This window comes from Rhodococcus sp. AQ5-07 (genome assembly GCF_009707305.1).
Taxonomy (GTDB): domain Bacteria; phylum Actinomycetota; class Actinomycetes; order Mycobacteriales; family Mycobacteriaceae; genus Rhodococcus_F; species Rhodococcus_F erythropolis.
The window spans coordinates 2,775,131-2,800,000 of the sequence record NZ_CP046099.1; the positions used below are offsets into that span (position 1 = coordinate 2,775,131).

Consider the following 24,870-nt stretch of genomic DNA (forward strand, 5'->3'; position numbering starts at 1 on the left):
GGCGGGTCAAACGGCAACAGTCAGGTCGGGAACCAGTGATTTCCGTTCCCGCCCGGCGCGCTGACGACGCGGATCTGGAACAGGCACCGCGGCAACCAACTGTTCTGTGTAGTCCTGCCGTGGCGAGCTGAATACCTCTGCAGCGGGGCCCTCTTCGACCAACTCCCCGCTGCGCAGTACCGCTACCCGGTCGGCTACCTGATTGACGACTGCAAGATCGTGGCTGATGAACAGACATGCGAAGTTGTATTCCTCCCTGAGATCGGCAAAGAGTGAAAGAACATCGGCTTGGACGGAAACATCCAGAGCGCTGGTCGGCTCATCGGCCACCAGCAGTCTCGGTCCGAGGGCAAGTGCTCGGGCCAGCGCAACACGCTGGCGTTGACCACCGGAAAGTTCTCCTGGTGCCCGGTGAGCAAAAGACTTCGGCAAGCGAACTGATTCGAGTAACTCCCCCACCCGGTTTCGCAGCAGTGCTCCGGTGGCAAAGCGATGGACTTCGAGTGGCTCGCCGACGCTTTGTCCGACCGTCCGACGCGGATCGAGAGATGCCGCAGGGTCCTGATGAATCAAGGCCATGCCCTTGCGGAGGCCCCGAAGATTCGCGGCGGAGATCTTTCCGAGATCGGTTCCGTCGAAAGCAACGATGCCGCTACTGGCCCTGATAACACCGAGCGCAGCCCGGCCGAGAGTGGTCTTCCCTGATCCCGATTCACCGACCAGTCCGACAACCTCGCCGGCCTGAACCGTCAGGCTCACCTGATCGACCGCACGAAACTCTCTGTTGCCCAGCCTCGCCGGGTACACGATGGAGGCCGCGTCGAACCGCAGGATCGGCGGGACTTGCGCGTCGCCTTCGCTATCGACCAGAGCAACCACAGGCTTCGGCTGGTCGACCTCCGGCAGACGTGGCACGGCCGCAAGCAAAGCCTGTGTGTACGACTCACGCGGCGTCGCAAAGAGATCGAAAACGGACTGCTGCTCGACGACCCTGCCCGATCGCATCACCAGCACGCGATCTGCGATGTCCGCAACGACACCCATGTTGTGTGTGATGAGCAGTATTGCAGTGCCCGAACGATCACGCAGATTACGCAGGAGTTGCAGAATCTCGGCCTGCACGGTGACGTCGAGCGCAGTAGTCGGTTCGTCGGCGATGAGTAAATCAGGAGAACCCGACAACGCCAGCGCGATGACAACCCGCTGCTTCTGTCCACCCGAGAGTTGATGCGGATACCAGTCGACCCGACGCTCCGGTTCCGGAATCTCCACCATCCGTAGAAGATCGATTGCGCGAACTCTGGCGTCGGCACGCGAGATCTTGCCGTGTGCCCGCAGCGCCTGCGCGATCTGCCAACCCACCTTCTGCACTGGATTCAGTGCAGTCTGAGGCTCCTGGAAAACCATCGCGGCCCGAGTCCCCCGCAATTGATTGAGCGTCGCCTCGTCGGCACCGAGCACCTGCTGGCCACCGAGTTGGATCAACCCGCGGGCCTGCGCGCCGTCCGGTAACAACCCGAGAACAGCGCGTGCGGTCAACGACTTACCGGATCCGGACTCGCCGACCAACGCCAATATCTCACCGAAACCCAATTCGAGGTTGACGTGGTCGACCACAGTTGTCGACGAGCCACGGGAACCGTCGGCATCGAACTCGATCACCAGATCCCGGATGGCGAGAACTGCCTGTGCGGGTGTTGCATTCATGACTACGTCCTTGAAGTGGTGGCGGTGGCGGTTTCAGATTCGGCGGGCCTTGCCCAGTCCCTGGGCGATCAGCAGGAAGCTCAGGACCAGCGCCGAGACGATCACCAACGGTCCGATCGCGTAGGCCGGATTGGCATCGAGGTTCGGAATGGCGCCCGCGATGATCGAACCGAGAGACGGATCCGGCGGGCGCACGCCGATTCCGAGAAAGCTCATCGCACTTTCGGCGAACACCGCAACCGACATGGAGAGCGCAATCTGTACACCCAGCGGTTCTACGGCGTTGGGCAGCACATGCTTACGCAGTACCCACCACCGCCCCGCACCGATTACCTCGGCCGACTCCACGAACGGGAGTTCGCGCACCTTCAACACCGTCGTTCGCACCAGGCGCCCGAACAAGGGTATTTCAGCAGCCACGATCACCGCGATCACCGGCGCTACTCCCGGCCCCGTGATCGCGACCAACGTGATCGCCAGAATCAACAGCGGGAAGGCAAGAATCACATCGAAGATCCGCTGTGCGATGACATCTGCCACCGAATTGATACTCGACACCAGGCCGGCGAGCGAACCGATGATCGCGCCCACTGGCACCGCGACGAGCACGATGACAAGGTTGATCCGGATTCCGTAGAGCGAACGAGCGAAGACGTCACGGTTGACCTGATCTGTTCCGAACCAGTGCTGTGCACTGGCCCCCAACAGATTTGCACCCTCGATCTGCTCGTTGGGCCCGTAGTGAGTCAACAGTGGAGCAGCAATTCCCGCTACTGCGATGACCACCAGGATCAACACACCCGCCAACCCCTGACCGTGCGTCAGAGCAGCGCGCACAGGACGAGATCGCCGAACGCTTTCGTCAACAGACTGATCGGCCACCGTCATTGCTGCCCTCCGATTCTGATTCGTGGGTCGAGGTAGGCATGCACGATGTCGGTCAGAAGTTGGATCAGAACGAAGATCGTGACCGACAGCAGGAGCAGCACCTGCACCACCGGGTAATCCCGCCGACCGATTCCCTGCTCGATCAATTGGCCGATGCCAGGCCAGGCAAAGATCGCCTCAACCAGTACGGCTCCGCCGAGAAGGTGCCCGGTCTGAATTCCGAGCACGGTGAGCATGGTTGGCAGTGCATTGCGTAATGCACTGCGTGTAACCAAGTTCCACCGTGGCACACCGGCTGCGCGAGCGGTGATCACGTACTGCTGCGCCATCTCGGTGCGCAGCGCTTCGGACAGGAACCTGGTGAGAGCGGCCGCGACAGGAAGTGCGAGGCACAGTGACGGCAGCAGCAGGTACTGGAACGTGATGTCGGGACGAGCGAGATACCCACCTGGTGGAACACCACCGGATGGCAGAACCGGAATCAGCACCGCGAAGACGAGAACCAGGAGGACACCGGTCACGAAGTTGGGCAGAGCAACCGAGAGAGTGTTGAGAAGGTTCACCGCCGAGGTCAGCCATTTCTTCGGCCACACCACCACCGCAACACTGAGCACCAGACTCAACACGACGGCCAGCAGCAACGCACTTCCCGCCAGAACTGCGGTGTTCCCCAACCCCGCCAGCACCAGATCGGAAATCTGGCCCCCGAGAACGAACGAACGCCCGAGATCCAATGTCAGTACGTCGCCGATCCAGGTCAGGTACTGCGCGGGAATCGACTTGTCGAGACCGAGCGAATGACGAATGGCTGCAATCGCTTCCGGAGTTGCATCGGGGCCGGCGAGAGCCAACGCGGGGTCGCCAGGCACCAGACGCATCACCGAGAAGATCAATATCGACGCGAGGAAGAGAACCACCACCGCCGACGGTAGTCGCCCCGCAATGTAACGAATCATCGAATCCCCTACGCCAGGAATGTGTTGGCGAATTGTGGCTGGCGACCCTTTGTCCAGGCCAGACCACGAACGGTCTCGGCCGCCGATACCTGCGGCACGACAACACCGATCTCGATCAAGAACAACTCGTTCAACAGTTGCGTGCCCAATTCGGCATACAGTTTCTTTGCCTCATCGCTCGAACCGTCGGGAACCTGCCACGCACCCTCCGCTGCGGCGGAATACGCCGGCGAACTGAACTTCGAGGCATTGTGTGCAGCGTTGAACGGGTAGGCGCTGACCGTCAGGGTTGACGGAACATATTGCGCAAAAGTGTGATTGGTCAGCCAAAGTCCTTTGAACTCAGCGCCGATCAACTGCTTGACGAAGATGGATGCCTCGACAGGATCCAATTCGACGCGGATCCCTGCCTCGGCGAGATTGGCCTGCACGATCTGCGCGGCTGCTTCGAAATCCGGGCTCGCTCCTGTGTAGGTCAACGGAATGGTCGGCAGTGCACCCAGATCGCCGACCAGGGCGCGCGCCTTGTCGACATCGCGAGCGTAGGTCGCGTTCTTGGCAGCGTCGTAGGCGGGCGACGACTTCGGCCACGGCAGATTGACCGCATACCCCGTATCGCGATACACCTCACTCATGATGCGGTCACGATCGATCGCGTAGGCCAACGCCTTTCGTGCCCGCACATCGGTCAGCCCGTCGGCGGTGACGTTTGCGCCCAGGTATATCTGTAATTCCGCACCCTCAATCGAGGTTGTCACGAACCCGCTGGTCTTGGCCAAGTTCTGTGAGTCACGGAAGGGCAACGACGCCGGAGCAACAAGAGAGACCTGTCCGGACTTCAGCGATGTCAGGCGCGCTTGGGCGTCCGGAACGATCCGCGCTTCCACGTGATCGAGGTACGGCCGCTCGGCGACCCAGTAGTTCGGGTTCCGATCGAAGGAGATGGAACTGTTCGGGGTGCGTGAGGTGAATACGAAAGGGCCCGTACCAACGAAGGATTCACCGGTCACCGCCTTGTCGAACATTTCGGGGTCGAAGATCGGCGCTAGATCGAGAAGATCGAAGATGTTCCCGGTTCGGTGTGCGAGGGTGAGAACCAGCGTATTGGGATCCGAAGAGTCGAAGCCGGTGATGGCGGCCGCCGTACTCCTGAGCTGGGCCGAGAATTTCGGGTCCGCATAGGTGCGCAGCGAGAACTCCGCATCAGCGGAGGTGAAGCGCCGGCCGGAGTGGAAGGTGACGTCATCGCGCAGATTGAGCGTGAGCGTAAGCCCGTCGTCGGACAGCTTCCAGGCCTTGGCCAGAACTGGCTGTGGCACTACCGAATCGAGTGGATAGCGGGTCAGGGTCTCGTACACGAGCCCGGATATCGTGACACCGGCAACGGTGGTGCTGGTCAAAAGTGCCGCAGGGCTGACGTCGTCCGGTATCGCCAGTGTGAGCGTCCCACCTCGAACCGGCTCAACTGATTCACCTGCGTCCGAACGTTGTTCGCCGACTGCAGAGGAGCACGCGGCCAGTGAGCCGCTACCGAAGATGGCGAATGCGGCGATCGCACTGCCACGGAAGAAGGCACGGCGGTCGAGACCGGCCGTCGAAAGAGACGAGTTCACGGAGGTGTTGTCCTTCGTAATAGGTGCGCAGCTGTGCACTCTCAGGGCACACGCTTGCGAGAATGGGAAAGAGTGTCGTTCCGACATGCTCACTCCCGGGAATTCAGAAAAGCGAGCTGCTACGACAGTCGTTGTGGCGCTGAAGAAGTCAGAGCCGACATCGAGGAGCGACGGACACGGCGTGAAACCTCCCGGTCGGAATTAAGGCTTTTGCCTTCAGGGGATACTCAACCATTTCCCCTGATATCGGGGAAATAGTTGAACTCACGGTGATCTGAATTTCTCTCAACTGCTGCCACTGACTGGGACGCCTCGGTGTTCGGTCGGTCCACGGGCAATATCCTGCGATCCACCACAGCACCCACACGTACGGAGAACAGCATGCAACCCGAGGGCCCTGCCGAACAGATTCGTTCAACGCTCGCTCGCATCGCCCATCTTGCCGATACCGGCTCGGTCGAGGATTACGTGGAGCAGTTCACCCGCGAGGCCGAATGGAACATGCCGGCCAATCCCGATCGCGCTATCCCCGCACAGGTACGACGTGGCCGTGAAGAAATTGCTGCTGGAGTTCGCGAGCGTCGCGCGGCCGGCATTCAAGGGCCTGGCACGTTCACACGTCACGTCACCACGGCGATCGCCGTGGACGTGACGTCGGAAACTACAGCCCGCGCGGATGCGGTGTGGACGTTCTACGTCGACACGACCACAACTCCCAAGCTCAGTGGCGTCGGGAGCTACGCCGACGAATTCGAACTCGAAGATGGGCGGTGGCGACTGTCGCGACGAGTGATCTCGCGCGGCTGACGGTCAGTCTTCTTCGCCGGTGATCAACTCACACCAGTCTTCGACCTGATCGATCCCCTCTTCCGCCCATTCCGGGCTCATGTCTTCCAGTGCATCGAAGACCACCTCGCAGGTCAGCATCTCCGGTGAACCCTCCGACCCCGCTGCCTCGGTTCGCTCCGCAGACGCTGTCGCAACTGGGCCGGCGGCCAGCGCAACAGCCATCGCGCCTGTTCCGACCATCGCTTTCACACGCATCGGTTCTCCTCCTTCACTCTCGCTTCGGTCCTCGGGGTACCCGACTCGCCCCGCCCTACCCATCGCCGTCACTCATGTCCGACTTTCGGCGCCGACGGCATAGACTGAGCTCGTCGCCACCACGCTCTCGCAGCGTCGGGGGCGACAGATACACAGCTGGATCAGAATCGGAAGGCATCCCATTACAGAATCTCCCGCTCCGCACGACATCTACTTCGTACCCCCGGAGCAGGACAGCCCCAATCCCGTGGAACCGGCGTCGGCCGCGTCACGCGCACGGATGGGCGAGCTACCCGAGACCGTCCGATTCAAGAATCGTTTTGCCCTCGCGATCACGACCACCACGCCGCTCGAAGCGATGGTCGAAGATCTCCTCTTCATCCGCGACATCCTCGACGCCGCAGGAATCGAGTATCTACTCGTCCGCGGAAACGACGAGCGCCCCGTGATAGCGGTGAGCTGGACCGAGCGCAAAAACCTGCGGCAGGCACTTGTCGAGGGATGCGCAAACGCACCCTTCTATTCCAAAACCGTCGACGCGAAGAAGAGCCCAGCGCTCCTTGTCGCGGACGGTGCCCTGTCGAAAACCAACAAGTCACGGATCTTTCGCTTGTTCCGTCCGCGGGTTCACGTCGCAAGCGGCATGAACTACGGCGCGAACATCGGCGTTCAAATCGAATTGTGGTCGATTTCCGACGAAGAAATCGTCCTACCCGTCGAGAACTCACTGACACGACGAACCGTCCTCCCCGAAGAAGCTGTCCGAGGAACCGTCGAGCGATTCGGCCGGATCTGGCCGACTATCGAGAACATGTTCGCCGATCATGCCTCCGATATCAGCTTCGATATCGATCTGGTCTTTTCCTGGGTCGACGGCTCTTCCAAGGAGTTTCAGGCTCAGCGCGCCAAGCGCATGCAGAACTACATCGTCGGAGAGGGCGACGAATCAGAAGCGCGCTTCCGTCAGATCGACGAGCTCAAATACGCGCTTCGATCCATCCACATGTACGCGCCGTGGATCCGGCGGATCTTCGTCGCAACCGATTCCGATCGTCCGGACTGGCTTGCCGACGATCCGCGAGTCACGTTCATGCCCAGCGAAAAATTCTTCGCCGATCCAAGTGTGTTGCCTACCCATAATTCTCAAGCTGTCGAGTGCCAGCTGCACCATATTCCGGGTCTGGCAGAGCATTTCCTCTACTCCAATGACGACATGTTCTTCGGTCGCCCCGTTGGCCCGGACATGTTCTTCTCCCCCGGTGGGATCAGCATGTTCATCGAGGCCGACACCAGAATCGGATTGGGACACAACGACAACGACCGCAGCGGGTTCGAGAATGCGGCTCGCGTCAACCGCCGGCTACTCCAGGACCGCTTCGGTCTGATGACCACCAGGCATCTGGAGCACGCAGCGACGCCACTACGCAAAAGCGTGATGGCCGAGATGGAACGCGAGTTCGCCGAAGACTTCGCCGCAACTGCAGCAAGCACCTTCCGCGCGAGTTCCAATATCTCGGTGACCAATTCGCTGTATCACTACTACACACTGATGAGTGGACGGTCGGTGGTACAGAAGTCCGCAGCCGTCAAGTACGTCGATACGACGGTCAAAGCCGGGTTGCGCGACATGGACTCACTGCTCGCCAAGCGCTCCATGGACTTCTTCTGCCTCAACGACGGCAGCGCTCCGGAGATCGATCTGGAACTTCGCACACGCAAGATCACGGAGTTTCTGGAGAGCTATTACCCCATCCCGGCGCCCTGGGAAGCCTAGACAAAACAAGGGCCCAGCCGATTTCGGCTGGGCCCTTGCTACTTCGGTCGATCAGCGTGCTGTCGCACGCTCCCGCTGCACCGGGATGGGCAGTCCGAGATTGTCACGCAACGTCGTTCCTTCGTAGTCACTGCGGAGAACACCTCGATCCTGCAGCAGCGGCACCACGTCGTCGACGAACTCGTCGAGGCCGGTCGGCACGAGGTGCGACCCGAGGATGAATCCGTCCGAACCGTCGTTGCTGACAAACGAATCTATTTTCTCGGCAACCTGCTGCGGTGTACCGACGATCGGTCCACGCTCGAACTGATCGATCACCACTTCGCGCAGATTCAACTTCTTGCTCTCGGCTACCGCGCGCAGTTTTGCGACGGTCGCGAAACGATCTTGGTGAATGAAGGCGCGGCCCTGGATGATCGGCGGAGCCTCGGGATCCGGAGCGATATCGGGTAGTGGTCCTTCGGGGTCGTACTTCGACAGATCGAGATTCCAGATCTGTTCGAGCAGAACCAAAGCGGTCTGGCCGGTGACCTGCTGGTCGCGAATCTCTCGGTACTTCTCGATCGCATCTGCCTCCGAGGTGCCGAGAACAAAACTCGCCGACGGCAGGATCTTGATGTCACCCGGGTCACGTCCGGCCGCGACGGCACGTGCTTTGATATCGCGATAGAAATCGGCCGCCTCGGGCAACTGACCGTACGGTGAGAAGATCGCGTCGGCATTGCCGGCAGCAAAATCGCGCCCCTGCGGCGACACCCCGGCCTGCAGAATAACCGGGCGCCCTTGCGGGCTACGCGGCACTGTGAATCGGCCGTTCACGTCGAAATGCGATCCATGAAAAGCGAATTCACCGGCATCCGGTCGCGCGAGAAAGCGCCCTGATGCCTTGTCGGCCACGATGTCGTCGCTTCGCCACGAATCCCACAGTTCACGCACCAGCGCTACGGTCTCCTCCGCACGCTCGTATCGTTGCGCGCGGTCGAGGTATCCGCCGCGGCGAAAGTTCTGGCCGGTGAATGCGTCGAACGAGGTGACGACGTTCCAGGCGGCACGCCCTCCGGACAACTGATCCAGCGTCGCGAATTGGCGGGCCAGTTCGTACGGCTCGTTGAACGTGGCATTGATAGTGCCGGCCAATCCGAGGTGTTCGGTTACCGCCGCCAACGATGCAAGGACCGTGAAGGTGTCCGGCCTACCGATGATGTCTTGGTCGAAAATCTGTCCCGCACGCTCACGAAGGGCGAGGCCTTCGGCGAGGAAGAAGAAGTCGAACTTCCCACGCTCGGCGGTTCGAGCGGTGTGCTCGAAAGAATCGAACTCTATCTGGCTGCCCGCCTGCGGATCCCACCACGCAGTGTGATGGTTGACGCCGCCGAGGTAGGCACCCAGGATGACCTGCTTACGCTTCTGAGAACTCATGAGAATCTATTCCTCGTCTGTCAGGCGGCCGGAGTACCGGCGGCGTAGCGGTTGGGAACGTCGATGGGTAGACCAAGGAGTCCGCGAAGATTCGTCTGCGGATATTCGGTGCGGAATACGCTGCGTCGCTGCAGTTCAGGCACCAGCTCACCTGCGATGGCGTCGAGGTCGTCCACGAGGACGCCCGGCCGCAACCGGAAGCCTTCGATTCCCAACTGCTGCCACCGGAGCAGGAGATCCGCCAACTCCGCAGCAGAGCCGGTGAAGGTCAGCGCGTCCGAACGGTATTCGGCGCCGGCCTGCGCGTCGAGACGAGCGAGCCGTTCCTTTCCGGTTTCTTCCGGCGTATCGAAGAAGACGACGATGTCGGTGAAGACCCGAAGAGGTTCGCCGGTGCGCTGCACGTGTTCTTCGGCTGCTCGCACTTCATCCAGGATTGCCGTGACCTGCTCGTCGTCGAACGGCGTCACGAACACCAGATCGGCCGTCCGCGCCGCCAGCTCGTACGCGACCCGCTGATGTGCCAACGCGGTAACGACGGGATGCCCCTGCGGCGGGCGCGGAGTCACCGACGGTCCACGGACCGAGAGGTACTTTCCCTCGAAGTCGATGTAGTGCAACTTGTCTCGGTCGATGAACCGGCGCTGCTCCACGTCGCGGATCTCGGCGCCGTCCTCCCAGCTGTCCCAGAGTCGCCGGATTACGTCAGCCGCCTCCGCAGCTTCGTCGAACAGGTCGCGCACGAAGTCCGGGAGGACGCCTGAAACGATCGACTGACGGTCGGCATCGGTGAGCGCGGGGATGTCGCGACGCCCGAACTGTGCTGCCTCGGATTCCGACGCCGAAACCTTCACCTGCCATCCGGCGCGACCGCGCGAGGTGTAATCCAGCGTGGCAACGGCTTTGGACACGTGGAACGGCTCGGTGTGAATGGTGGTGATGGTCGGGATCAATCCGATGTTGCTCGTGATCGGTGCCAGTCGGGCGGCCACTAGATGTGCGTCGAGCCGAGCGCGCACCCGATCAACCGCGTCGTCGACGGGCTCGAGTGGGTTGGCCGGCACCGAGAGACTGTCCTCGATGGTGACGAAATCGAGCAGACCACGCTCGGCGGTCGTCACCACGTCAGTCCAATACGACGCGCTGAACAGCTCACTCGGGCGCGAGTGTGGCTCTCGCCAGGCTGCAGGGTGCCAACCGGCACCGTCCAGCGCTACGGCGAGATGCAACGGAGCAAGATGAGAGGAGGGGGTGGAGGTCATCGGCGCATACTCCTGTTCGAGAACTACTCGGGAGCGCACAGTGCCGACCGCAGAAACCGTCAGCACCCGACTGACGGTTCTCGTGGCGACTGCCGCTTGCGACACGCACCACGCGTATCGCCAGGTGTGATTCCGGGGCACCCCATCGGCATGAAGGGTTGCCGTCCAGCTAGCCGGTCCTTGTTGCTGGAGCTCTGCACCTACCTCGACGGTAGTGAGTACGCGACAGCCCGGCAATCGCCCAGAACTGCGCCGGAGTGCCGGAAACCGCCTGCCACCTCAGATGATCGAGCGTGCCGCCTTTTCGCTCTCGAGGATTCGAATACCGGCAGCGCTGAGCCTCCGGGCTCCCTCGTCCGCGTCGACAGGCTCACCGACCGTCACGTGCGCGCCGAGTGGAACGACCGAATGAACAATTGTCTCGTCGTAGACGTGCACCAGGTTGCACCCCTGAGCCCCGTCACGACCACGCTGACCACCGACTTCCACGTTCAAGTCCTGGGTGTAACACGTCGACGACGCCACGGACACCGGAATGCCGGCGAACGTCGCCGTCGTCGAATAGTGCAGATGCCCAGCAAGAATCGCCCGGACGTCGCTGCCACGCAAGACGTCTGCCAACCGGGACTGATCGCGCAACTCCACCAGAACCGCGAGATCCTGAATGCACGGAACCGGCGGATGATGCAGCGCCAGAATTGTTCCGTCGGGCGCGGGCACCGCCAATTCTGAGCGTAGCCAATCCAATTGACGATCCGAGATCTCACCGTAGTGGTGACCGGGAACCGACGAATCCAGGGTGATCACCCGCAGTCCGTCAAGGTCGTAGACGTTGTCGACGGGATGATCGGTGGCGTCCTCGCCCAACAGCAGAGACCTGAAAGTAGAGCGGTCGTCGTGGTTGCCCATCGCCCAGATGACCTGCGCATCGATCTCGGCCGCCACGGGTTCCACGATGGCTTTCAATTCCGCGTATGCGTCGGGGTGTCCCTGGTCGGTCAGGTCGCCGGTGAATATCAGTGCATCCGGGCGTGCGCCCGAGGCCACGATCCCGCTGAGCACTTCCCGCAATCTCGTCGACGCATCCACGGCGTCGTACAACTCCCCCTGAGCCACCAGATGTGTGTCACTGAGGTGCACCAGGAAATGCTTCGGACGCGGGTACTCGGCATTCCGAACGCTCATCGGTCTCTCGCTTCCGCTTGCCGACGCTTAGGCGCCGGTGCGGCACCTACTGATCGTCGAGACTAGTCAACCGACCAACAGTGACTGATCGGGGCACGCCCGACGAACACGAAGCGAACTCCCGCGGCGACCCTCGGGATCGAGTAGTTGAAGCTGCGAGTAGTGTGTGGACAGTGTTGTTCCTGACCAGTCGGCGTTACGTCGACCTTCGCCTGCAGGCGAGCGCAATGTGTACGCGCTCGCTCTGACCTGACGCGTACCAGGAAACATTTCTTCGAATCTGCCCGGCCTCTGGTGCCGCGCTGCGTTTCGCTCCCTTGATTTTCGAAAGGCATAGTCATGCCCAGCTCCACCTCCACCGGCGTGCCGGAAAAGTCCACGTCCCGTTTTCCGTCCTGGGCGACGGCATTCGGACCGCAGATCGTCGCCGGTCTCGTACTCGGCGTCATCATCGGTCTTGTCGCCCGGGCAATGCCTGATGCAGCCGACGGCAACGTCAACTGGTTGGTCGGCACCGTGCAGACCATCGGTTCGAGTTACGTCAAGCTGCTCACCGTTGCGGTGATCCCGCTGGTGTTCACCGCCATTGTCAGCTCCATCGCCAACCTGCGCCAGGTCGCCAATGCAGCTCGCCTGGCCGTCCAGACCTTGCTCTGGTTCGCGATCACCGCTTTCATCGCTGTGATCATCGGCATCATCGTCGGCCTGATCACCGATCCCGGTTCACGGACCGACGTCGCCGCCGAAGCAGCGAAGGAACCCAAGAGCTCCGGCTCGTGGTGGGCGTTCATCACCGGACTGGTTCCGAACAACTTCCTGGGGTTGGGTGCAAAGACTTCCGTCGCCGAAGGCGTGGCGACTACATCGCTGAGCTTCAACGTCCTGCAGCTGCTCGTCATCGCCGGCGCAATCGGCATTGCTGCACTCAAGATCGGTCCCAAGGCTGCGCCGTTCCTCGAGTTCAACGCTTCGCTGCTCGCGATCGTCCAGAAGGTCCTGTGGTGGATCATCCGCCTCGCCCCGATCGGTACGGCCGCACTGATCGCCAACGCTGTCGCCACCTACGGCTGGGATGCGATCGGCTCGCTGGGCGTCTTCACCGCAGCCATCTACATCGGTCTGGCCATTGTCTTCTTCGTGGTCTACCCCATCCTGATTGCCGCACACGGTCTCTCGGTTCGAAGCTTCTTCTCCGGTGTCTGGCCCGCAACTCAGCTCGGGTTCGTCTCGCGCTCGTCGATCGGCACCCTGCCGCTGACCGAACGCGTCACCGAACGCAACCTCGGTGTTCCGCGTGAGTACGCCTCGTTCGCCGTTCCGCTCGGTGCCACCACGAAGATGGACGGTTGCGCCGCAATCTATCCCGCGATCGCGGCAATCTTCGTTGCCGGCTTCTACGACGTTCCGCTGACCTTCACCGATTACCTGCTGATCGTCGTCGTTTCGGTCATCGGCTCGGCAGCAACGGCCGGAACTACGGGTGCGACAGTCATGCTCACACTCACACTCTCCACCCTGGGTCTTCCCCTGGCCGGCGTCGGACTGCTCCTCGCAGTCGAACCGATCGTCGACATGGGCCGTACCGCAGTCAACGTCACCGGCCAGGCACTGGTCCCGGTCATCGTCGCAAAGCGTGAGGGAATCCTCGACAAGGAGCGCTTCGACGCTCCCCGCAACGGTGATCCCTTCGCCGAGGAACTTGTCGACGCGTAACCCTCGCTGACAGCAGCAGCGTCCCCGCACCCGAGCAATACGGTGCGGGGACGCTGCTTTTCACCCCAGGTTTCACCCTTACTGAAATAAACCATTTGGTCGTTATGACCAGTATGCTCAGCCGGCACAGCCCTCCGAAGTGGAAGGGCTGCCCAGTTGAACACGAGGTCACATGAAGCTCCGCCGTCTGGCATTCAGCGTCGCAGGTTGCGCCGCAATCACTCTGGTTGCCGCGCCCGCCGCTCAGGCATCCACGGTTTTCGATTTCCTACCCATCGAGATCGCACGCATGATTCCGACTGGCTCTGCAGACGCAGTCCAGCCGTTCCTCCCCCCGGTCTTCGCACCGCCTGCACCGCCCGCTCCGCAAGCGCCCCAGAACCCGCCGGCGCCGCAGAACACTCCCGCACCGGCGCGGTATTACCAGAACTGCACTGCCGTGCGTAACGCCGGCGCAGCTCCGTTGTACCGGGGCCAGAACGGATATGCCCCGCATCTCGACCGGGACAACGACGGCATCGCCTGCGAGTGATCCAACGCTCGGGTTGTGGTGCACCCACAACCCGAGCACTGTTGTCGAACCGTCAGACGCCCAATGCCCGGGACAGAGTCGGCCACGCCTTCGGCAATCGTTCACGCCAATACGCCCACGCGTGTGTGCCGTTCGGCTCGTAATCCACCTGCGCCGGAATCTTCAGCTCCTGCAACCGCGCGTCGAACATCTTGGTGCAGGCGTGCGCAGCAACCTCGATGCCGCCGCCGATCACCAGGCGCTCGAGCAGTTCAGGAGTCTGCAGCGTCTCGTCAGATCCGGGACGACCATTTGCCGTCGACACGTAGATTTCCTTGCCACGCAACTTCTCTGCGTTGATCAACGAATCGTGTGCCTCCCACTCCGGGCCCCCTGGCACACCCCAGATGTTGGCCGGATCTCCGCTTCGAGAAGAAATCGTGGCCTGGACGGCAGTTCGGCCGAGCGGATCCATCGTGGAATAACAGCCGCTGAACACGGCAACGCCGCGATACATGTCCGGAAAGCGTTGGGCGAGCATCATTGCACCCATTGCGCCCATGGAATTGCCGGCAATCGCGTTGATTCCGTTGGTCTTGAGTCGCGCGTCGATCAGCGGTGGCAACTCCTCGGTGATGAAGGTTTCCCACTTGTGCAGTCCCAGCCGCGGATCCGGATTCTCCCAGTCCGAGTACAGGCTCGCGATCCCACCGTTGAGCATCACGACGTTGACGTTCTTGTCGGCGAAGAACGCCGGGGCGCCGCCGATCGTCATCCATCCGCTGCTCTTCTCTCCGGCGTCGACGCCCTCGAGCATGTACAGCGCTGGGCGCGGAACCGAATTGTCCGCGGGTAGCAAGATCTCGACGCCGACCTCGCGTCGAAGTGCAGGCGACGCCACCGTCAGCCTGATTGCCTGCGGTGCGGTCACCTTCTCGCCGACGATGGCCGGGACGACGATGTCGTCGCGCAGCTCCGGCTTGGGGCCCGGATCCTCCTGAAGCGGTCCTGGGATCGTCGACCCCGAACTCACGCTGCCCTCGACGCTGCCCAGACTTCCCGAGCTTCCCGAGCTCCCGGAACTCGGCGCTGCCGTCGACAGTCCGCCCAACTGCAAAGAAAGTGCACAAACGGCCAAACACACCGCACCTGTGCGCGCAGATCGGATCCACGCACGCCGCTCAGTCCTCATGAAACTCCCAAACCAGTCAAAGATGTTTCCGTGAACATACCGTGCAGTTCGGACTTTCTTGGACAAACGACCACGACAAGATCTGTCGGTCGCCGCTACTAGGCTGGCCCCCGTGCAACCGGATTCAGTCAGGGCCCTCGACCTCGACCGAATTCGCGCTGTCGTGGGCACAACCACCTACGAACGCGGACTTGTCTACCTGCGGCAGAATGCAGTCGAATCCATCGGATGGAACGACACCGCTGACACCTTGACCGGCGCTGTATCGGGAACTGCGCGAGAGCCGTACACCTGCACGATTTCGGTAAGTCGCAGCGCGGCCGGTACAGCAACGTTCACGCGTGGCCTCTGCACGTGTCCCGTGCGGATGAACTGCAAGCACGTAGTCGCGTTGGTGCTCGCAGCGGTTGCCGAGGCGAACAAGACTCCACAACACCTCGGATGGGACAGCGCGCTCGAGGAGTTGCTCCGACCAGACCCGGCCGGCCGCACTACACGTGGACTTGGCATTCAATTCACCACCCGAACCAAGGGCGCATCGACAAGGCTCATCGTCAAACCCGTACAACCAGGAGCGAGAGGGTGGATCTCCGGCGGGCTCGCCTGGAACAAGCTCGGAAGCACTTTTCAGTTCCCCGCGGATCACCTCCGGGTTCTACGCGACATACATCTCCTCCACAGCGCCGGCAATTACTACAGAAACCAAAATGCCGCGGAAATCGATCTTGCCGGGTTCGCGAGCCCGCAACTCTGGTCTCTTCTTCGTGAGGCGATCAGCGTGGGCGTTTCACTCGTTCACTCGAAGGCCGGCCTCGGCCACATCTCCCTACTCGACGATGCCAGCATCTGCCTCGACGTCCACGGAGCGGAAGACAACAACCTCCGCCTGACGCCCCGAATTCAGGCCGGTGGGCACATCGTGACTCATTCCGACTGGGGACTGGTCGGCACGCCGGCACATGGCGTCTTCGCGCTCGACGCCGCCAACGCGATCACTCTCGCACCACTGCACACGCCGATAACTCACCAATTGAGGCAGTTGATCGACTCCGGAAAATCGGTCGACATACCCGCCGAGCATCGGGATGCATTCACTTCGCGGTTCGTGTTCAAACTCGGAAACGTCGCTCCCGTCATATCTTCCGACGGCGCCTACAACCCACCGACTGTGTCCGGTCCTCGACTACAACTGATGGCCACTTACGCGGACAACCACCGCATCGACATCGAATCGGCATGGAAGTACACCGTCGATGCCGACGAACTGATCATTTCTACCGCAGACACAACCACCGACGAGTCCGAGATCCGCAACCACGTTGCCGAAGATGCCATTGCCAAGAGCCTCGGTGCGGCCGCGGCGAAGGCCACTCTCGCGGGAACGTTGACCGGCCTCGATTCCATGCAGTTCACACTCGACCTCCTCCCCCAACTCGACGCGAACGACGACGTCGACCTCACCGTCGTGGGCACTCCCGCCGACTATCGGCCCGCAGACGACGCTGTCGTGATCGGCCTCAGCACGTCAGCCCCCGACGGGAGCAGCGGATCCGACTGGTTCGACCTCGACGTCACCGTCGACGTTGCGGGACAAAGCGTTCCGTTCACCACGCTGTTCTCCGCCCTGAGCAAGGGTGAGACTCACATACTGCTGCCGGACGGCGCCTTCTTCCGACTCGACGCACCTGACCTTCTCGGTCTACACCGACTCATCACCGAAGCGCGGTCGCTGCTCGATCGACCAACCGGCAAACTCGCGATCAGCAAGTTTCAAGCCGGGCTGTGGGAAGAGTTGACGGCACTGGGAAGAGTCGAACATCAGGCAGCAGCCTGGAAGAAGCAGATCGCAGGATTGCTCGGCGGTTCCGGGATCGATCCCGTCGACGTCCCCGCCACGTTGACGGCAACACTGCGCCCCTATCAGGTCGACGGATTCCGCTGGCTCAACTTCCTCCGGCAGCACAGCCTGGGCGGCATACTCGCCGACGACATGGGCCTGGGCAAGACCCTGCAAACTCTCGCAATGATCTGCACTGCACGGCAATCGAATCCAGCGGCGCCGCCCTTTCTGATCGTTGCTCCCACCAGCGTGGTCTCCAATTGGAAATCCGAGGTGGCCAAGTTTGCACCAACCCTCCACACCGCTGTCATCACGGATACTCTGCGGCGCAGAAGAACCGACCTGGCAACACTCGTCGACGGGGCGGACATCGTCGTGACGTCGTACGCTCTCTTTCGCCTCGACACCGATGCGTATTCGGCGGGCGTCTGGTCCGGACTGGTACTCGACGAAGCCCAATTCGCCAAGAACCACAAGTCCAAGGTCCACAAGTGTGCGACGGCAGTGAACGCACCCGTCAAACTCGCGATCACCGGCACTCCCATGGAAAACAATCTCATGGAGTTGTGGTCGCTCCTCGCGATCACTGCACCAGGACTGTTCCCCAGTCCCACCACCTTCACCGACGTCTACCGCAACCCCATCGAAAAGGAAGGCGACACAGAGCGATTGGCGCAACTTCGGCGGCGCGTCAAACCGCTGATGGTTCGGCGCACCAAGGAACAGGTGGCTGCAGACTTGCCGCCGAAGCAGGAACAGATACTCGAGATCGAGTTGCATCCGAGCCATCGCGCGATCTACGACACCCACCTGCAACGCGAACGGCAGAAGATTCTCGGACTGCTCGACGACGTCGACAAGAACCGATTCACGATCCTGCAATCGCTGACGGTGCTACGCCAACTCAGTCTCGACGTCTCGCTGGTCGACGAGGAAAGCGGACCTGTCCCCTCAGCCAAGGTCGACGCTCTCGTCGAGCAATTGGACGACGTCATTGCGGGCGGACACCGTGCGTTGATCTTCAGCCAATTCACCGGGTTCCTCGGTTCTGTCCGCAAACGACTCGAAGCGGAAAAAATTCCGTACAGCTATCTCGACGGTTCGACGCGCAATCGCGGTGAAGTGTTGGAGGAGTTCAAGTCTGGCGTAGCCCCCGTATTCCTGATCAGCCTCAAGGCTGGTGGCTTCGGCCTCAACCTCACCGAGGCCGACTACTGCTTCATTCTCGACCCTTGGTGGAACCCGGCCGCCGAGGCACAAGCGGTCGATCGCACTCACCGCATCGGGCAGACACGAAACGTCATGGTCTACCGTCTCATTGCCAAAGACACGATCGAAGAGAAGGTCATGGCGCTCAAAGCCAAGAAGTCGGCATTGTTCTCGAATGTCATGGACGCCGAAGGGACACTCGGCACCGGACTCGACGCCGAGGATCTTCGCGCGCTGTTCGAGTGAGGTAGCTATTCGGTCGAACCGCACCTACCCGCTCACGGTAATGTGAGTCGAGAACGGACAACACAGAACTCCCGAACGAAGAAATCCACTTCGTTCGAACGAGAGGAACCTGAATGGGCGTCACACTTGCCAAGGGCGGCAACGTATCTCTGTCGAAGGCCGCACCCAATCTGACCAAGGTCGCAGTCGGTCTCGGCTGGGATGCACGCAGCACCAGTGGTGCCGACTTCGACCTCGACGCCAGCGCGTTGGTCACCGGCCCGGAACGCAAGGTTCTTTCCGACCTGCACTTCGTCTTCTACAACAACCTTCGCTCGCCCGACGGATCCATCGAGCACACCGGCGACAACCTCACCGGTGAAGGTGACGGCGACGACGAAGTCATCAACGTCGACCTCCCGGCTGTACCGCCCAACGTCACCAACATCTTCTTCCCCGTATCGATTCACGACGCCGATGCCCGACTCCAGTCCTTCGGGCAGGTCACCAACGCCTACATCCGCGTCGTAGATCTGTCGAATGGATCCGAGCTGGCACGATACGACCTCTCGGAAGACGCTTCCACCGAGACCGCCATGCTTTTCGGTGAGCTCTACCGCCACAACGGCGAATGGAAGTTCCGCGCAGTCGGACAGGGCTACGCATCCGGACTCGCCGGCATCGCCCGCGACTACGGCGTCAACATCTGATCTCTACCAGGACACGAAACGGGGTTCGATTCGGCATTGCCGGATCGAACCCCGTTTCGGTTGTCTGCATCGAACGCGCGAGTTTAACGCTGCAGGATCGCCCTCGCCAGGTGAGCTGCCCAGGGAGAGTCCGCTTTGGTGCCGAACTTCCCCAGCTCGTACCCCGTAGCGCCGATCAAACCGAGCACCTCTACGGTGCTCCCGGACGTGTCACGTTTGGAAGTCTGAGCGCCGGACATGAGGATGCTTGACGACCGAATCGACTCCAGTGCTCCCGCGACGAAGCGATGACGATCTGCCGGCGACAAACCAGCGGCTACGGCGAGGAGGACAAGAAGTTCCACTGCTCGCTGCGAGCCGCCCGGCGCAACCGGAACGCTGTCGACGATCACCGACCACATGATTGATGCGTCCCGCTGCGCTGACTGTCCCCGCTTCGTCAGCACAATCTGCCCTTTGTGCTTTCGCACCAGGCCAAACCTCTTGAGTACTGCGAAGAGTGATCGCCCCTTGGGAAGGTTGACAGGTCCCAGTTCGGGTTCGTCGAGCATCGCGTCGACCGTCGTGAAGAAGTCATCAGCGTCGACCCCTTCGACACCGATCAGCGTTAAGACCGCTTGAAGGCGTTGGCCCGCCTCGACGTGGACCAACTCTCCGATTGCCGACTCATCGTCAATGCCGGCTCGGGCGAGGACCGCGCGCAGTTCCGGGACTCGCGAGGGTTCCAGGCATTCGACGAGCATTGCGGTGTCGTACGGCGCAACGATCTCGTCCGGTCGAGGTATATGAAGCCGATTGTTGACCTCAGCGATCTCGAATCGTGTCGGCTCGAATTCGGTTTGCGGCCATTCGAGGGTCCATTCGTGGGAGCGCAACTTCTCCGAAGCGAGGACACCGAGGAGCTGCTCGTACTCGTCAGGCCCGACGCATTCCTCCGGCGGACACGCACCGCGACCCGCGGCACACACAATTTGGAATCCGTCGGGCAGTACTTCCGAAGATTCAAGTGTCAGCGTGTGACTCCAGTTTCCGAAGCGTCCGTAGCGATATCTAAGTTCATCGCCGGGCGAGACCATGACCTCGTCCAGACGTACCGCAGACTCTACGATCGCCACTCGTCCGGCGAGGCGCTGCTCGGCGTTGCTTCCGGAAGCTACATACTCTTCGACCTCGCCGGGAAATCTGGTTCCTGACTTGGACCACGCGTGCGAATGACGGTCACTCCACCCCATTGCCCGTTGAACCACCGAATGCAGGTCACCCAGATTCAAATCCGACGCGACGAGAATTCGTCGCCAGATCTGAGTGGATACATTGTCGACGCTGATACGTATCGCGTATTGCGCCGGAACCGCGCGCCTCTTCGAACGTAACGATCGCGCAATCTGAATGCCCCCACGCACTCCGCCAGCTTCTTGTACAAACCTTTGCAGTTCTTCAGGTTCCGTCGGAACGAGTCGCAAATGCGACACCCGCGAGCTGCTCAACCCCACCATGACACTCAGCCTAGGCCAAAGTACTAGGGACAAAGGCACAAAATCGGAGAGTACTTCGCACCTATGAGACGGTTCACAATCTGTACCTTGGCTAACCAGTCGCTATGCGATCCCGCATGGCAACTTCCGCGGTCCTGAATCCGAGCCTGCCCTGATCGTGCCCTGATCGTGCGAACGGTACGTTCGGTCGATCTGAGGCGACGAATGTACCGTTCGCTCGAAGTCGGGGGTGTGCCGGCCGTGTGCTCCCGCTCGTGATGGTGTGAACGGTACGTTGGGTCGATCTGAGGCGACGGACGTACCGTTCGCTCGATCCGGGTGGTGCCGGCGACGGGATGTTTCGGGGTGTTTTGGGTACGAGAAAGCCCCCCAACCATCACTGGTTGGGGGGCTTCTCAAGTTGTGTTCGGCGGTGTCCTACTCTCCCACACCCTGTCGAGTGCAGTACCATCGGCGCTGAAGGGCTTAGCTTCCGGGTTCGGAATGGGACCGGGCGTTTCCCCTTCGCTATGACCGCCGTAACTCTGTGAAACTGTCACAGTAACCAACTTCTGATCACCTGGTTTCACCGTGCACCAACCCGAACCCGTTACCGGGTGGATGGATGACGGAGAAAACAGAGTTTCTCATCAGTATCTGTGTGTTGTTTCAGATACCGCACAGTGGACGCGTAGCTTCTTTGTGGTAAGTCCTCGGCCTATTAGTACCAGTCACCTGCATGCATTACTGCACTTCCAGTTCTGGCCTATCAACCCGGTGGTCTGCCGGGGGCCTTACCCCCTCGAGGGGGTGAGAAACCTCATCTTGGAACAGGCTTCCCGCTTAGATGCTTTCAGCGGTTATCCCTTCCGAACGTAGCTAACCAGCGGTGCTCCTGGCGGAACAACTGGCACACCAGAGGTTCGTCCGTCCCGGTCCTCTCGTACTAGGGACAGCCTTCCTCAAGTTTCTAACGCGCGCGGCGGATAGAGACCGAACTGTCTCACGACGTTCTAAACCCAGCTCGCGTGCCGCTTTAATGGGCGAACAGCCCAACCCTTGGGACCTACTCCAGCCCCAGGATGCGACGAGCCGACATCGAGGTGCCAAACCATCCCGTCGATATGGACTCTTGGGGAAGATCAGCCTGTTATCCCCGGGGTACCTTTTATCCGTTGAGCGACACCGCTTCCACTTGCCGGTGCCGGATCACTAGTCCCGACTTTCGTCCCTGCTCGACCTGTCAGTCTCACAGTCAAGCTCCCTTGTGCACTTGCACTCGACACCTGATTGCCAACCAGGCTGAGGGAACCTTTGGGCGCCTCCGTTACATTTTGGGAGGCAACCGCCCCAGTTAAACTACCCACCAGGCACTGTCCCTGAACCAGATCATGGTCCGAGGTTAGAGGTCCAATTCGATCAGAGTGGTATTTCAACAACGACTCCACGATAACTGGCGTCACCGTTTCACAGTCTCCCACCTATCCTACACAAACCGAACCGAACACCAATACCAAGCTGTAGTGAAGGTCCCGGGGTCTTTTCGTCCTGCCGCGCGTAACGAGCATCTTTACTCGTAATGCAATTTCGCCGAGTCTACGGTTGAGACAGCTGAGAAGTCGTTACGCCATTCGTGCAGGTCGGAACTTACCCGACAAGGAATTTCGCTACCTTAGGATGGTTATAGTTACCACCGCCGTTTACTGGGGCTTAAATTCTCAGCTTCGCTCCCGAAGGAACTAACCGGTCCTCTTAACCTTCCAGCACCGGGCAGGCGTCAGTCCGTATACATCGTCTTACGACTTCGCACGGACCTGTGTTTTTAGTAAACAGTCGCTTCTCACTGGTCTCTGCGGCCCCACCCAGCTCAGACAGTAAATGTCGTCACCAAACAGGGCCCCCCTTCTCCCGAAGTTACGGGGGCATTTTGCCGAGTTCCTTAACCATAGTTATCTCGATCGCCTTAGTATTCTCTACCTGACCACCTGTGTCGGTTTGGGGTACGGGCCGTGTGAAAGCTCGCTAGAGGCTTTTCTCGGCAGCATAGGATCACTGAATTCGCCTCAATCGGCTACGCATCACGTCTCAGGCTATATGTGACCCGGATTTGCCTAGGTCACGCCCTACACGCTTACACCAGTATTACCACTGACTGGCTCAGCTACCTTCCTGCGTCACCCCATCGCTTGGCTACTACCAGATCAGGTCCCATGCATCCACCAACTCGAGACCCGAAGGTCTTCTCGTGGCTTCAGGATGGTTAGTATCACTGATTCACCATGGGCGCGTTCACACGGGTACGGGAATATCAACCCGTTGTCCATCGGCTACGCCTGTCGGCCTCGTCTTAGGTCCCGACTCACCCTGGGCGGATTAACCTGGCCCAGGAACCCTTGGTCATTCGGCGGACGAGTTTCTCACTCGTCTTTCGCTACTCATGCCTGCATTCTCACTCGTGTGGCCTCCACGGCTAGGTCACCCTGCCGCTTCCATGGCCACACGACGCTCCCCTACCCATCCACACACCTGCCAGAAAATCCTTGGATCAACTGGGGGCTATTGCGTGAATGCCGCAGCTTCGGTGGTGTACTTGAGCCCCGCTACATTGTCGGCGCAGGATCACTTGACCAGTGAGCTATTACGCACTCTTTCAAGGGTGGCTGCTTCTAAGCCAACCTCCTGGTTGTCTTCGCGACCCCACATCCTTTTCCACTTAGTACACGCTTAGGGACCTTAGCTGGCGATCTGGGCTGTTTCCCTCTCGACTACGAACCTTATCGCCCGCAGTCTCACTGCCGCGCTCTCACTCACCGGCATTCGGAGTTTGGCTGATTTCGGTAAGCTTGTGGGCCCCCTAGACCATCCAGTAGCTCTACCTCCGGTGAGAAACACGCGACGCTGCACCTAAATGCATTTCGGGGAGAACCAGCTATCACGGAGTTTGATTGGCCTTTCACCCCTACCCACAACTCATCCCCTCAGTTTTCAACCTAAGTGGGTTCGGTCCTCCACGACGTCTTACCGTCGCTTCAACCTGGCCATGGGTAGATCACTCCGCTTCGGGTCTAGAGCATGCCACTACGATCGCCCTATTCGGACTCGCTTTCGCTACGGCTACCCCACACGGGTTAACCTCGCGACATGCCACTAACTCGCAGGCTCATTCTTCAAAAGGCACGCCATCACCCCCAACAGTAAACTGTTCGAAGGCTCTGACGGATTGTAAGCGCACGGTTTCAGGTACTATTTCACTCCCCTCCCGGGGTACTTTTCACCTTTCCCTCACGGTACTAGTCCGCTATCGGTCACCAGGGAGTATTCAGGCTTATCGGGTGGTCCCGACAGATTCACACCAGATTTCACGGGCCCGGTGCTACTTGGGTTTCCATTACAACAGTCACAAAGTTTTCGTGTACGGGATTCTCACCCTCTACGACAGGCCGTTCCAGACCACTTCCACTAACCCTGTGATTTCTTACTGTTGGCCTGCTCGGCAGAACAGACAAAATGAACCCCACAACCCCACGAATGCAACACCTGCCGGCTATCACACACCCATGGTTTAGCCTCTTCCGCTTTCGCTCGCCACTACTCACGGAATCACGGTTGTTTTCTCTTCCTGTGGGTACTGAGATGTTTCACTTCCCCACGTTCCCTCCACACGCCCTATATATTCAGGCGCGGGTAACACGACATCACTCGTGCTGGGTTTCCCCATTCGGACATCCTCGGATCACAGCTCGGTTGACAGCTCCCCGAGGCTTATCGCAGCCTCCTACGTCCTTCATCGGCTCCTGGTGCCAAGGCATCCACCGTACGCTCTTCATTACTTACAACAAAGATGCTCGCGTCCACTGTGCAGTTCTCAAACAACACACAACCCCAGAACTCCCGTGAGCACCAGCCGAACACCAACCAAGTCACCTCAGTTACCTATTCGCGGTATGACCCACATTCCAGTGTTGTCGTTACTTCCTAGAGAGGAAACACTCGCGTGTTCTCTCAGGACCCAACAGTATGTCGATATATTGTTCGTCGGCCTCCCACAGAGGAGAAACCGTACGACGATCAAGTTTGTCAGCGTCCACCCATGAGCTCCTGCCGGACCACAAGTGGATCCGAAACAGGCTCTGCCAACCAACCATCC

The 24,870-nt window shown here is 60.4% G+C and carries 16 protein-coding genes, 2 rRNA genes and 1 riboswitch; of the genes, 6 read left to right on the plus strand and 12 right to left on the minus strand.

The window, feature by feature from the left end; translation table 11 throughout:
• Nucleotides 1-6: 6 nt before the first annotated feature.
• Genes GJB56_RS12740 through GJB56_RS12755 form a run of 4 tightly spaced genes read right to left on the minus strand, consistent with a single transcriptional unit; the run spans nt 7 to nt 5,164 of the window.
• Nucleotides 7-1,707: a dipeptide ABC transporter ATP-binding protein gene (locus GJB56_RS12740; protein WP_113684024.1), complete on the minus strand. Its 1,701-nt coding sequence runs from the start codon at nt 1,705-1,707 to the stop codon at nt 7-9.
• A gap of 33 nt (nt 1,708-1,740) precedes the next feature.
• A complete protein-coding gene (locus GJB56_RS12745; protein ID WP_230091183.1) occupies nt 1,741-2,544 on the minus strand; it encodes an ABC transporter permease in 804 nt (267 codons plus the stop codon).
• 47 nt (nt 2,545-2,591) lie between these two features.
• The gene (locus GJB56_RS12750) at nt 2,592-3,551 is read right to left on the minus strand and encodes an ABC transporter permease (protein ID WP_113684022.1); all 960 of its coding nucleotides are present in this window, start codon (nt 3,549-3,551) and stop codon (nt 2,592-2,594) included.
• 8 nt (nt 3,552-3,559) lie between these two features.
• Complete coding sequence (locus tag GJB56_RS12755; RefSeq protein WP_230091184.1) at nt 3,560-5,164, minus strand: ABC transporter substrate-binding protein; 1,605 nt, start codon at nt 5,162-5,164, stop codon at nt 3,560-3,562.
• Nucleotides 5,165-5,545: 381 nt separating this feature from the next.
• On the opposite strand from GJB56_RS12755, the gene GJB56_RS12760 reads away from it, so the two are divergent.
• Nucleotides 5,546-5,971 carry a nuclear transport factor 2 family protein gene (locus tag GJB56_RS12760; protein ID WP_113684103.1) on the plus strand — a complete coding sequence of 142 codons (426 nt, stop codon included), beginning with the start codon at nt 5,546-5,548 and terminating at the stop codon, nt 5,969-5,971.
• Nucleotides 5,972-5,974: 3 nt separating this feature from the next.
• Here GJB56_RS12760 and GJB56_RS12765 read toward each other — a convergent pair whose 3' ends face one another.
• A complete protein-coding gene (locus GJB56_RS12765) occupies nt 5,975-6,208 on the minus strand; it encodes a hypothetical protein (protein ID WP_041815078.1) in 234 nt (77 codons plus the stop codon).
• 280 nt (nt 6,209-6,488) lie between these two features.
• On the opposite strand from GJB56_RS12765, the gene GJB56_RS12770 reads away from it, so the two are divergent.
• Nucleotides 6,489-7,982: a stealth family protein gene (locus tag GJB56_RS12770; protein ID WP_020970156.1), complete on the plus strand. Its 1,494-nt coding sequence runs from the start codon at nt 6,489-6,491 to the stop codon at nt 7,980-7,982.
• 51 nt (nt 7,983-8,033) lie between these two features.
• On the opposite strand, the gene GJB56_RS12775 is transcribed toward GJB56_RS12770, so the two are convergent.
• The 3 genes from GJB56_RS12775 to GJB56_RS12785 all read right to left on the minus strand — a co-directional run bounded on the left by GJB56_RS12775 (nt 8,034) and on the right by GJB56_RS12785 (nt 11,848).
• Nucleotides 8,034-9,401, minus strand: a complete 1,368-nt coding sequence (locus GJB56_RS12775; RefSeq protein ID WP_020970157.1) for an NtaA/DmoA family FMN-dependent monooxygenase — start codon at nt 9,399-9,401, stop codon at nt 8,034-8,036.
• 20 nt (nt 9,402-9,421) lie between these two features.
• Complete coding sequence (locus GJB56_RS12780) at nt 9,422-10,768, minus strand: LLM class flavin-dependent oxidoreductase (protein ID WP_154606684.1); 1,347 nt, start codon at nt 10,766-10,768, stop codon at nt 9,422-9,424.
• Nucleotides 10,751-10,864: riboswitch (SAM riboswitch) on the minus strand. (Overlaps the previous gene by 18 nt.)
• 78 nt (nt 10,865-10,942) lie before the next feature.
• A complete protein-coding gene (locus tag GJB56_RS12785; protein WP_019749281.1) occupies nt 10,943-11,848 on the minus strand; it encodes a phosphodiesterase in 906 nt (301 codons plus the stop codon).
• A 339-nt stretch (nt 11,849-12,187) separates the two neighbouring features.
• Here GJB56_RS12785 and GJB56_RS12790 point away from each other — a divergent pair, with 339 nt between their 5' ends.
• The gene (locus tag GJB56_RS12790; protein WP_003940669.1) at nt 12,188-13,561 is read left to right on the plus strand and encodes a dicarboxylate/amino acid:cation symporter; all 1,374 of its coding nucleotides are present in this window, start codon (nt 12,188-12,190) and stop codon (nt 13,559-13,561) included.
• 172 nt (nt 13,562-13,733) lie between these two features.
• Nucleotides 13,734-14,093: an excalibur calcium-binding domain-containing protein gene (locus GJB56_RS12795; RefSeq protein ID WP_113684020.1), complete on the plus strand. Its 360-nt coding sequence runs from the start codon at nt 13,734-13,736 to the stop codon at nt 14,091-14,093.
• Between the two features lie 52 nt (nt 14,094-14,145).
• On the opposite strand, the gene GJB56_RS12800 is transcribed toward GJB56_RS12795, so the two are convergent.
• The gene (locus GJB56_RS12800) at nt 14,146-15,264 is read right to left on the minus strand and encodes an alpha/beta hydrolase (RefSeq protein WP_113684019.1); all 1,119 of its coding nucleotides are present in this window, start codon (nt 15,262-15,264) and stop codon (nt 14,146-14,148) included.
• 112 nt (nt 15,265-15,376) lie between these two features.
• On the opposite strand from GJB56_RS12800, the gene GJB56_RS12805 reads away from it, so the two are divergent.
• Both GJB56_RS12805 and GJB56_RS12810 read left to right on the plus strand, forming a co-directional pair.
• Entirely contained in the window at nt 15,377-18,559 is a 3,183-nt protein-coding gene (locus GJB56_RS12805; protein WP_113684018.1) for a DEAD/DEAH box helicase, read from the plus strand.
• 113 nt (nt 18,560-18,672) lie between these two features.
• Nucleotides 18,673-19,248: a TerD family protein gene (locus GJB56_RS12810; protein WP_003940660.1), complete on the plus strand. Its 576-nt coding sequence runs from the start codon at nt 18,673-18,675 to the stop codon at nt 19,246-19,248.
• 83 nt (nt 19,249-19,331) lie between these two features.
• Here the strand turns inward: GJB56_RS12810 and GJB56_RS12815 are convergent, their stop codons facing one another.
• The 3 genes from GJB56_RS12815 to GJB56_RS12825 all read right to left on the minus strand — a co-directional run bounded on the left by GJB56_RS12815 (nt 19,332) and on the right by GJB56_RS12825 (nt 24,559).
• Nucleotides 19,332-20,744: a plasmid pRiA4b ORF-3 family protein gene (locus tag GJB56_RS12815; RefSeq protein ID WP_230091185.1), complete on the minus strand. Its 1,413-nt coding sequence runs from the start codon at nt 20,742-20,744 to the stop codon at nt 19,332-19,334.
• 404 nt (nt 20,745-21,148) lie between these two features.
• Nucleotides 21,149-21,265 (minus strand): 5S ribosomal RNA (gene rrf / locus GJB56_RS12820).
• 159 nt (nt 21,266-21,424) lie between these two features.
• Nucleotides 21,425-24,559, minus strand: a 23S ribosomal RNA gene (locus GJB56_RS12825).
• Nucleotides 24,560-24,870 lie beyond the last annotated feature (311 nt).

What these genes read in the sequence shown, in the direction of transcription:
- GJB56_RS12740 (WP_113684024.1), bottom strand. Translation starts at nt 1,707, where the DNA reads ATGAATGCAACACCCGCACAGGCAGTTCTCGCCATCCGGGATCTGGTG.
- GJB56_RS12750 (WP_113684022.1), bottom strand. Translation starts at nt 3,551, where the DNA reads ATGATTCGTTACATTGCGGGGCGACTACCGTCGGCGGTGGTGGTTCTC.
- GJB56_RS12760 (WP_113684103.1), top strand. Translation starts at nt 5,546, where the DNA reads ATGCAACCCGAGGGCCCTGCCGAACAGATTCGTTCAACGCTCGCTCGC.
- GJB56_RS12765 (WP_041815078.1), bottom strand. Translation starts at nt 6,208, where the DNA reads ATGCGTGTGAAAGCGATGGTCGGAACAGGCGCGATGGCTGTTGCGCTG.
- GJB56_RS12770 (WP_020970156.1), top strand. Translation starts at nt 6,489, where the DNA reads ATGGGCGAGCTACCCGAGACCGTCCGATTCAAGAATCGTTTTGCCCTC.
- GJB56_RS12775 (WP_020970157.1), bottom strand. Translation starts at nt 9,401, where the DNA reads ATGAGTTCTCAGAAGCGTAAGCAGGTCATCCTGGGTGCCTACCTCGGC.
- GJB56_RS12785 (WP_019749281.1), bottom strand. Translation starts at nt 11,848, where the DNA reads ATGAGCGTTCGGAATGCCGAGTACCCGCGTCCGAAGCATTTCCTGGTG.
- GJB56_RS12790 (WP_003940669.1), top strand. Translation starts at nt 12,188, where the DNA reads ATGCCCAGCTCCACCTCCACCGGCGTGCCGGAAAAGTCCACGTCCCGT.
- GJB56_RS12795 (WP_113684020.1), top strand. Translation starts at nt 13,734, where the DNA reads ATGAAGCTCCGCCGTCTGGCATTCAGCGTCGCAGGTTGCGCCGCAATC.
- GJB56_RS12800 (WP_113684019.1), bottom strand. Translation starts at nt 15,264, where the DNA reads ATGAGGACTGAGCGGCGTGCGTGGATCCGATCTGCGCGCACAGGTGCG.
- GJB56_RS12810 (WP_003940660.1), top strand. Translation starts at nt 18,673, where the DNA reads ATGGGCGTCACACTTGCCAAGGGCGGCAACGTATCTCTGTCGAAGGCC.
- GJB56_RS12815 (WP_230091185.1), bottom strand. Translation starts at nt 20,744, where the DNA reads ATGGTGGGGTTGAGCAGCTCGCGGGTGTCGCATTTGCGACTCGTTCCG.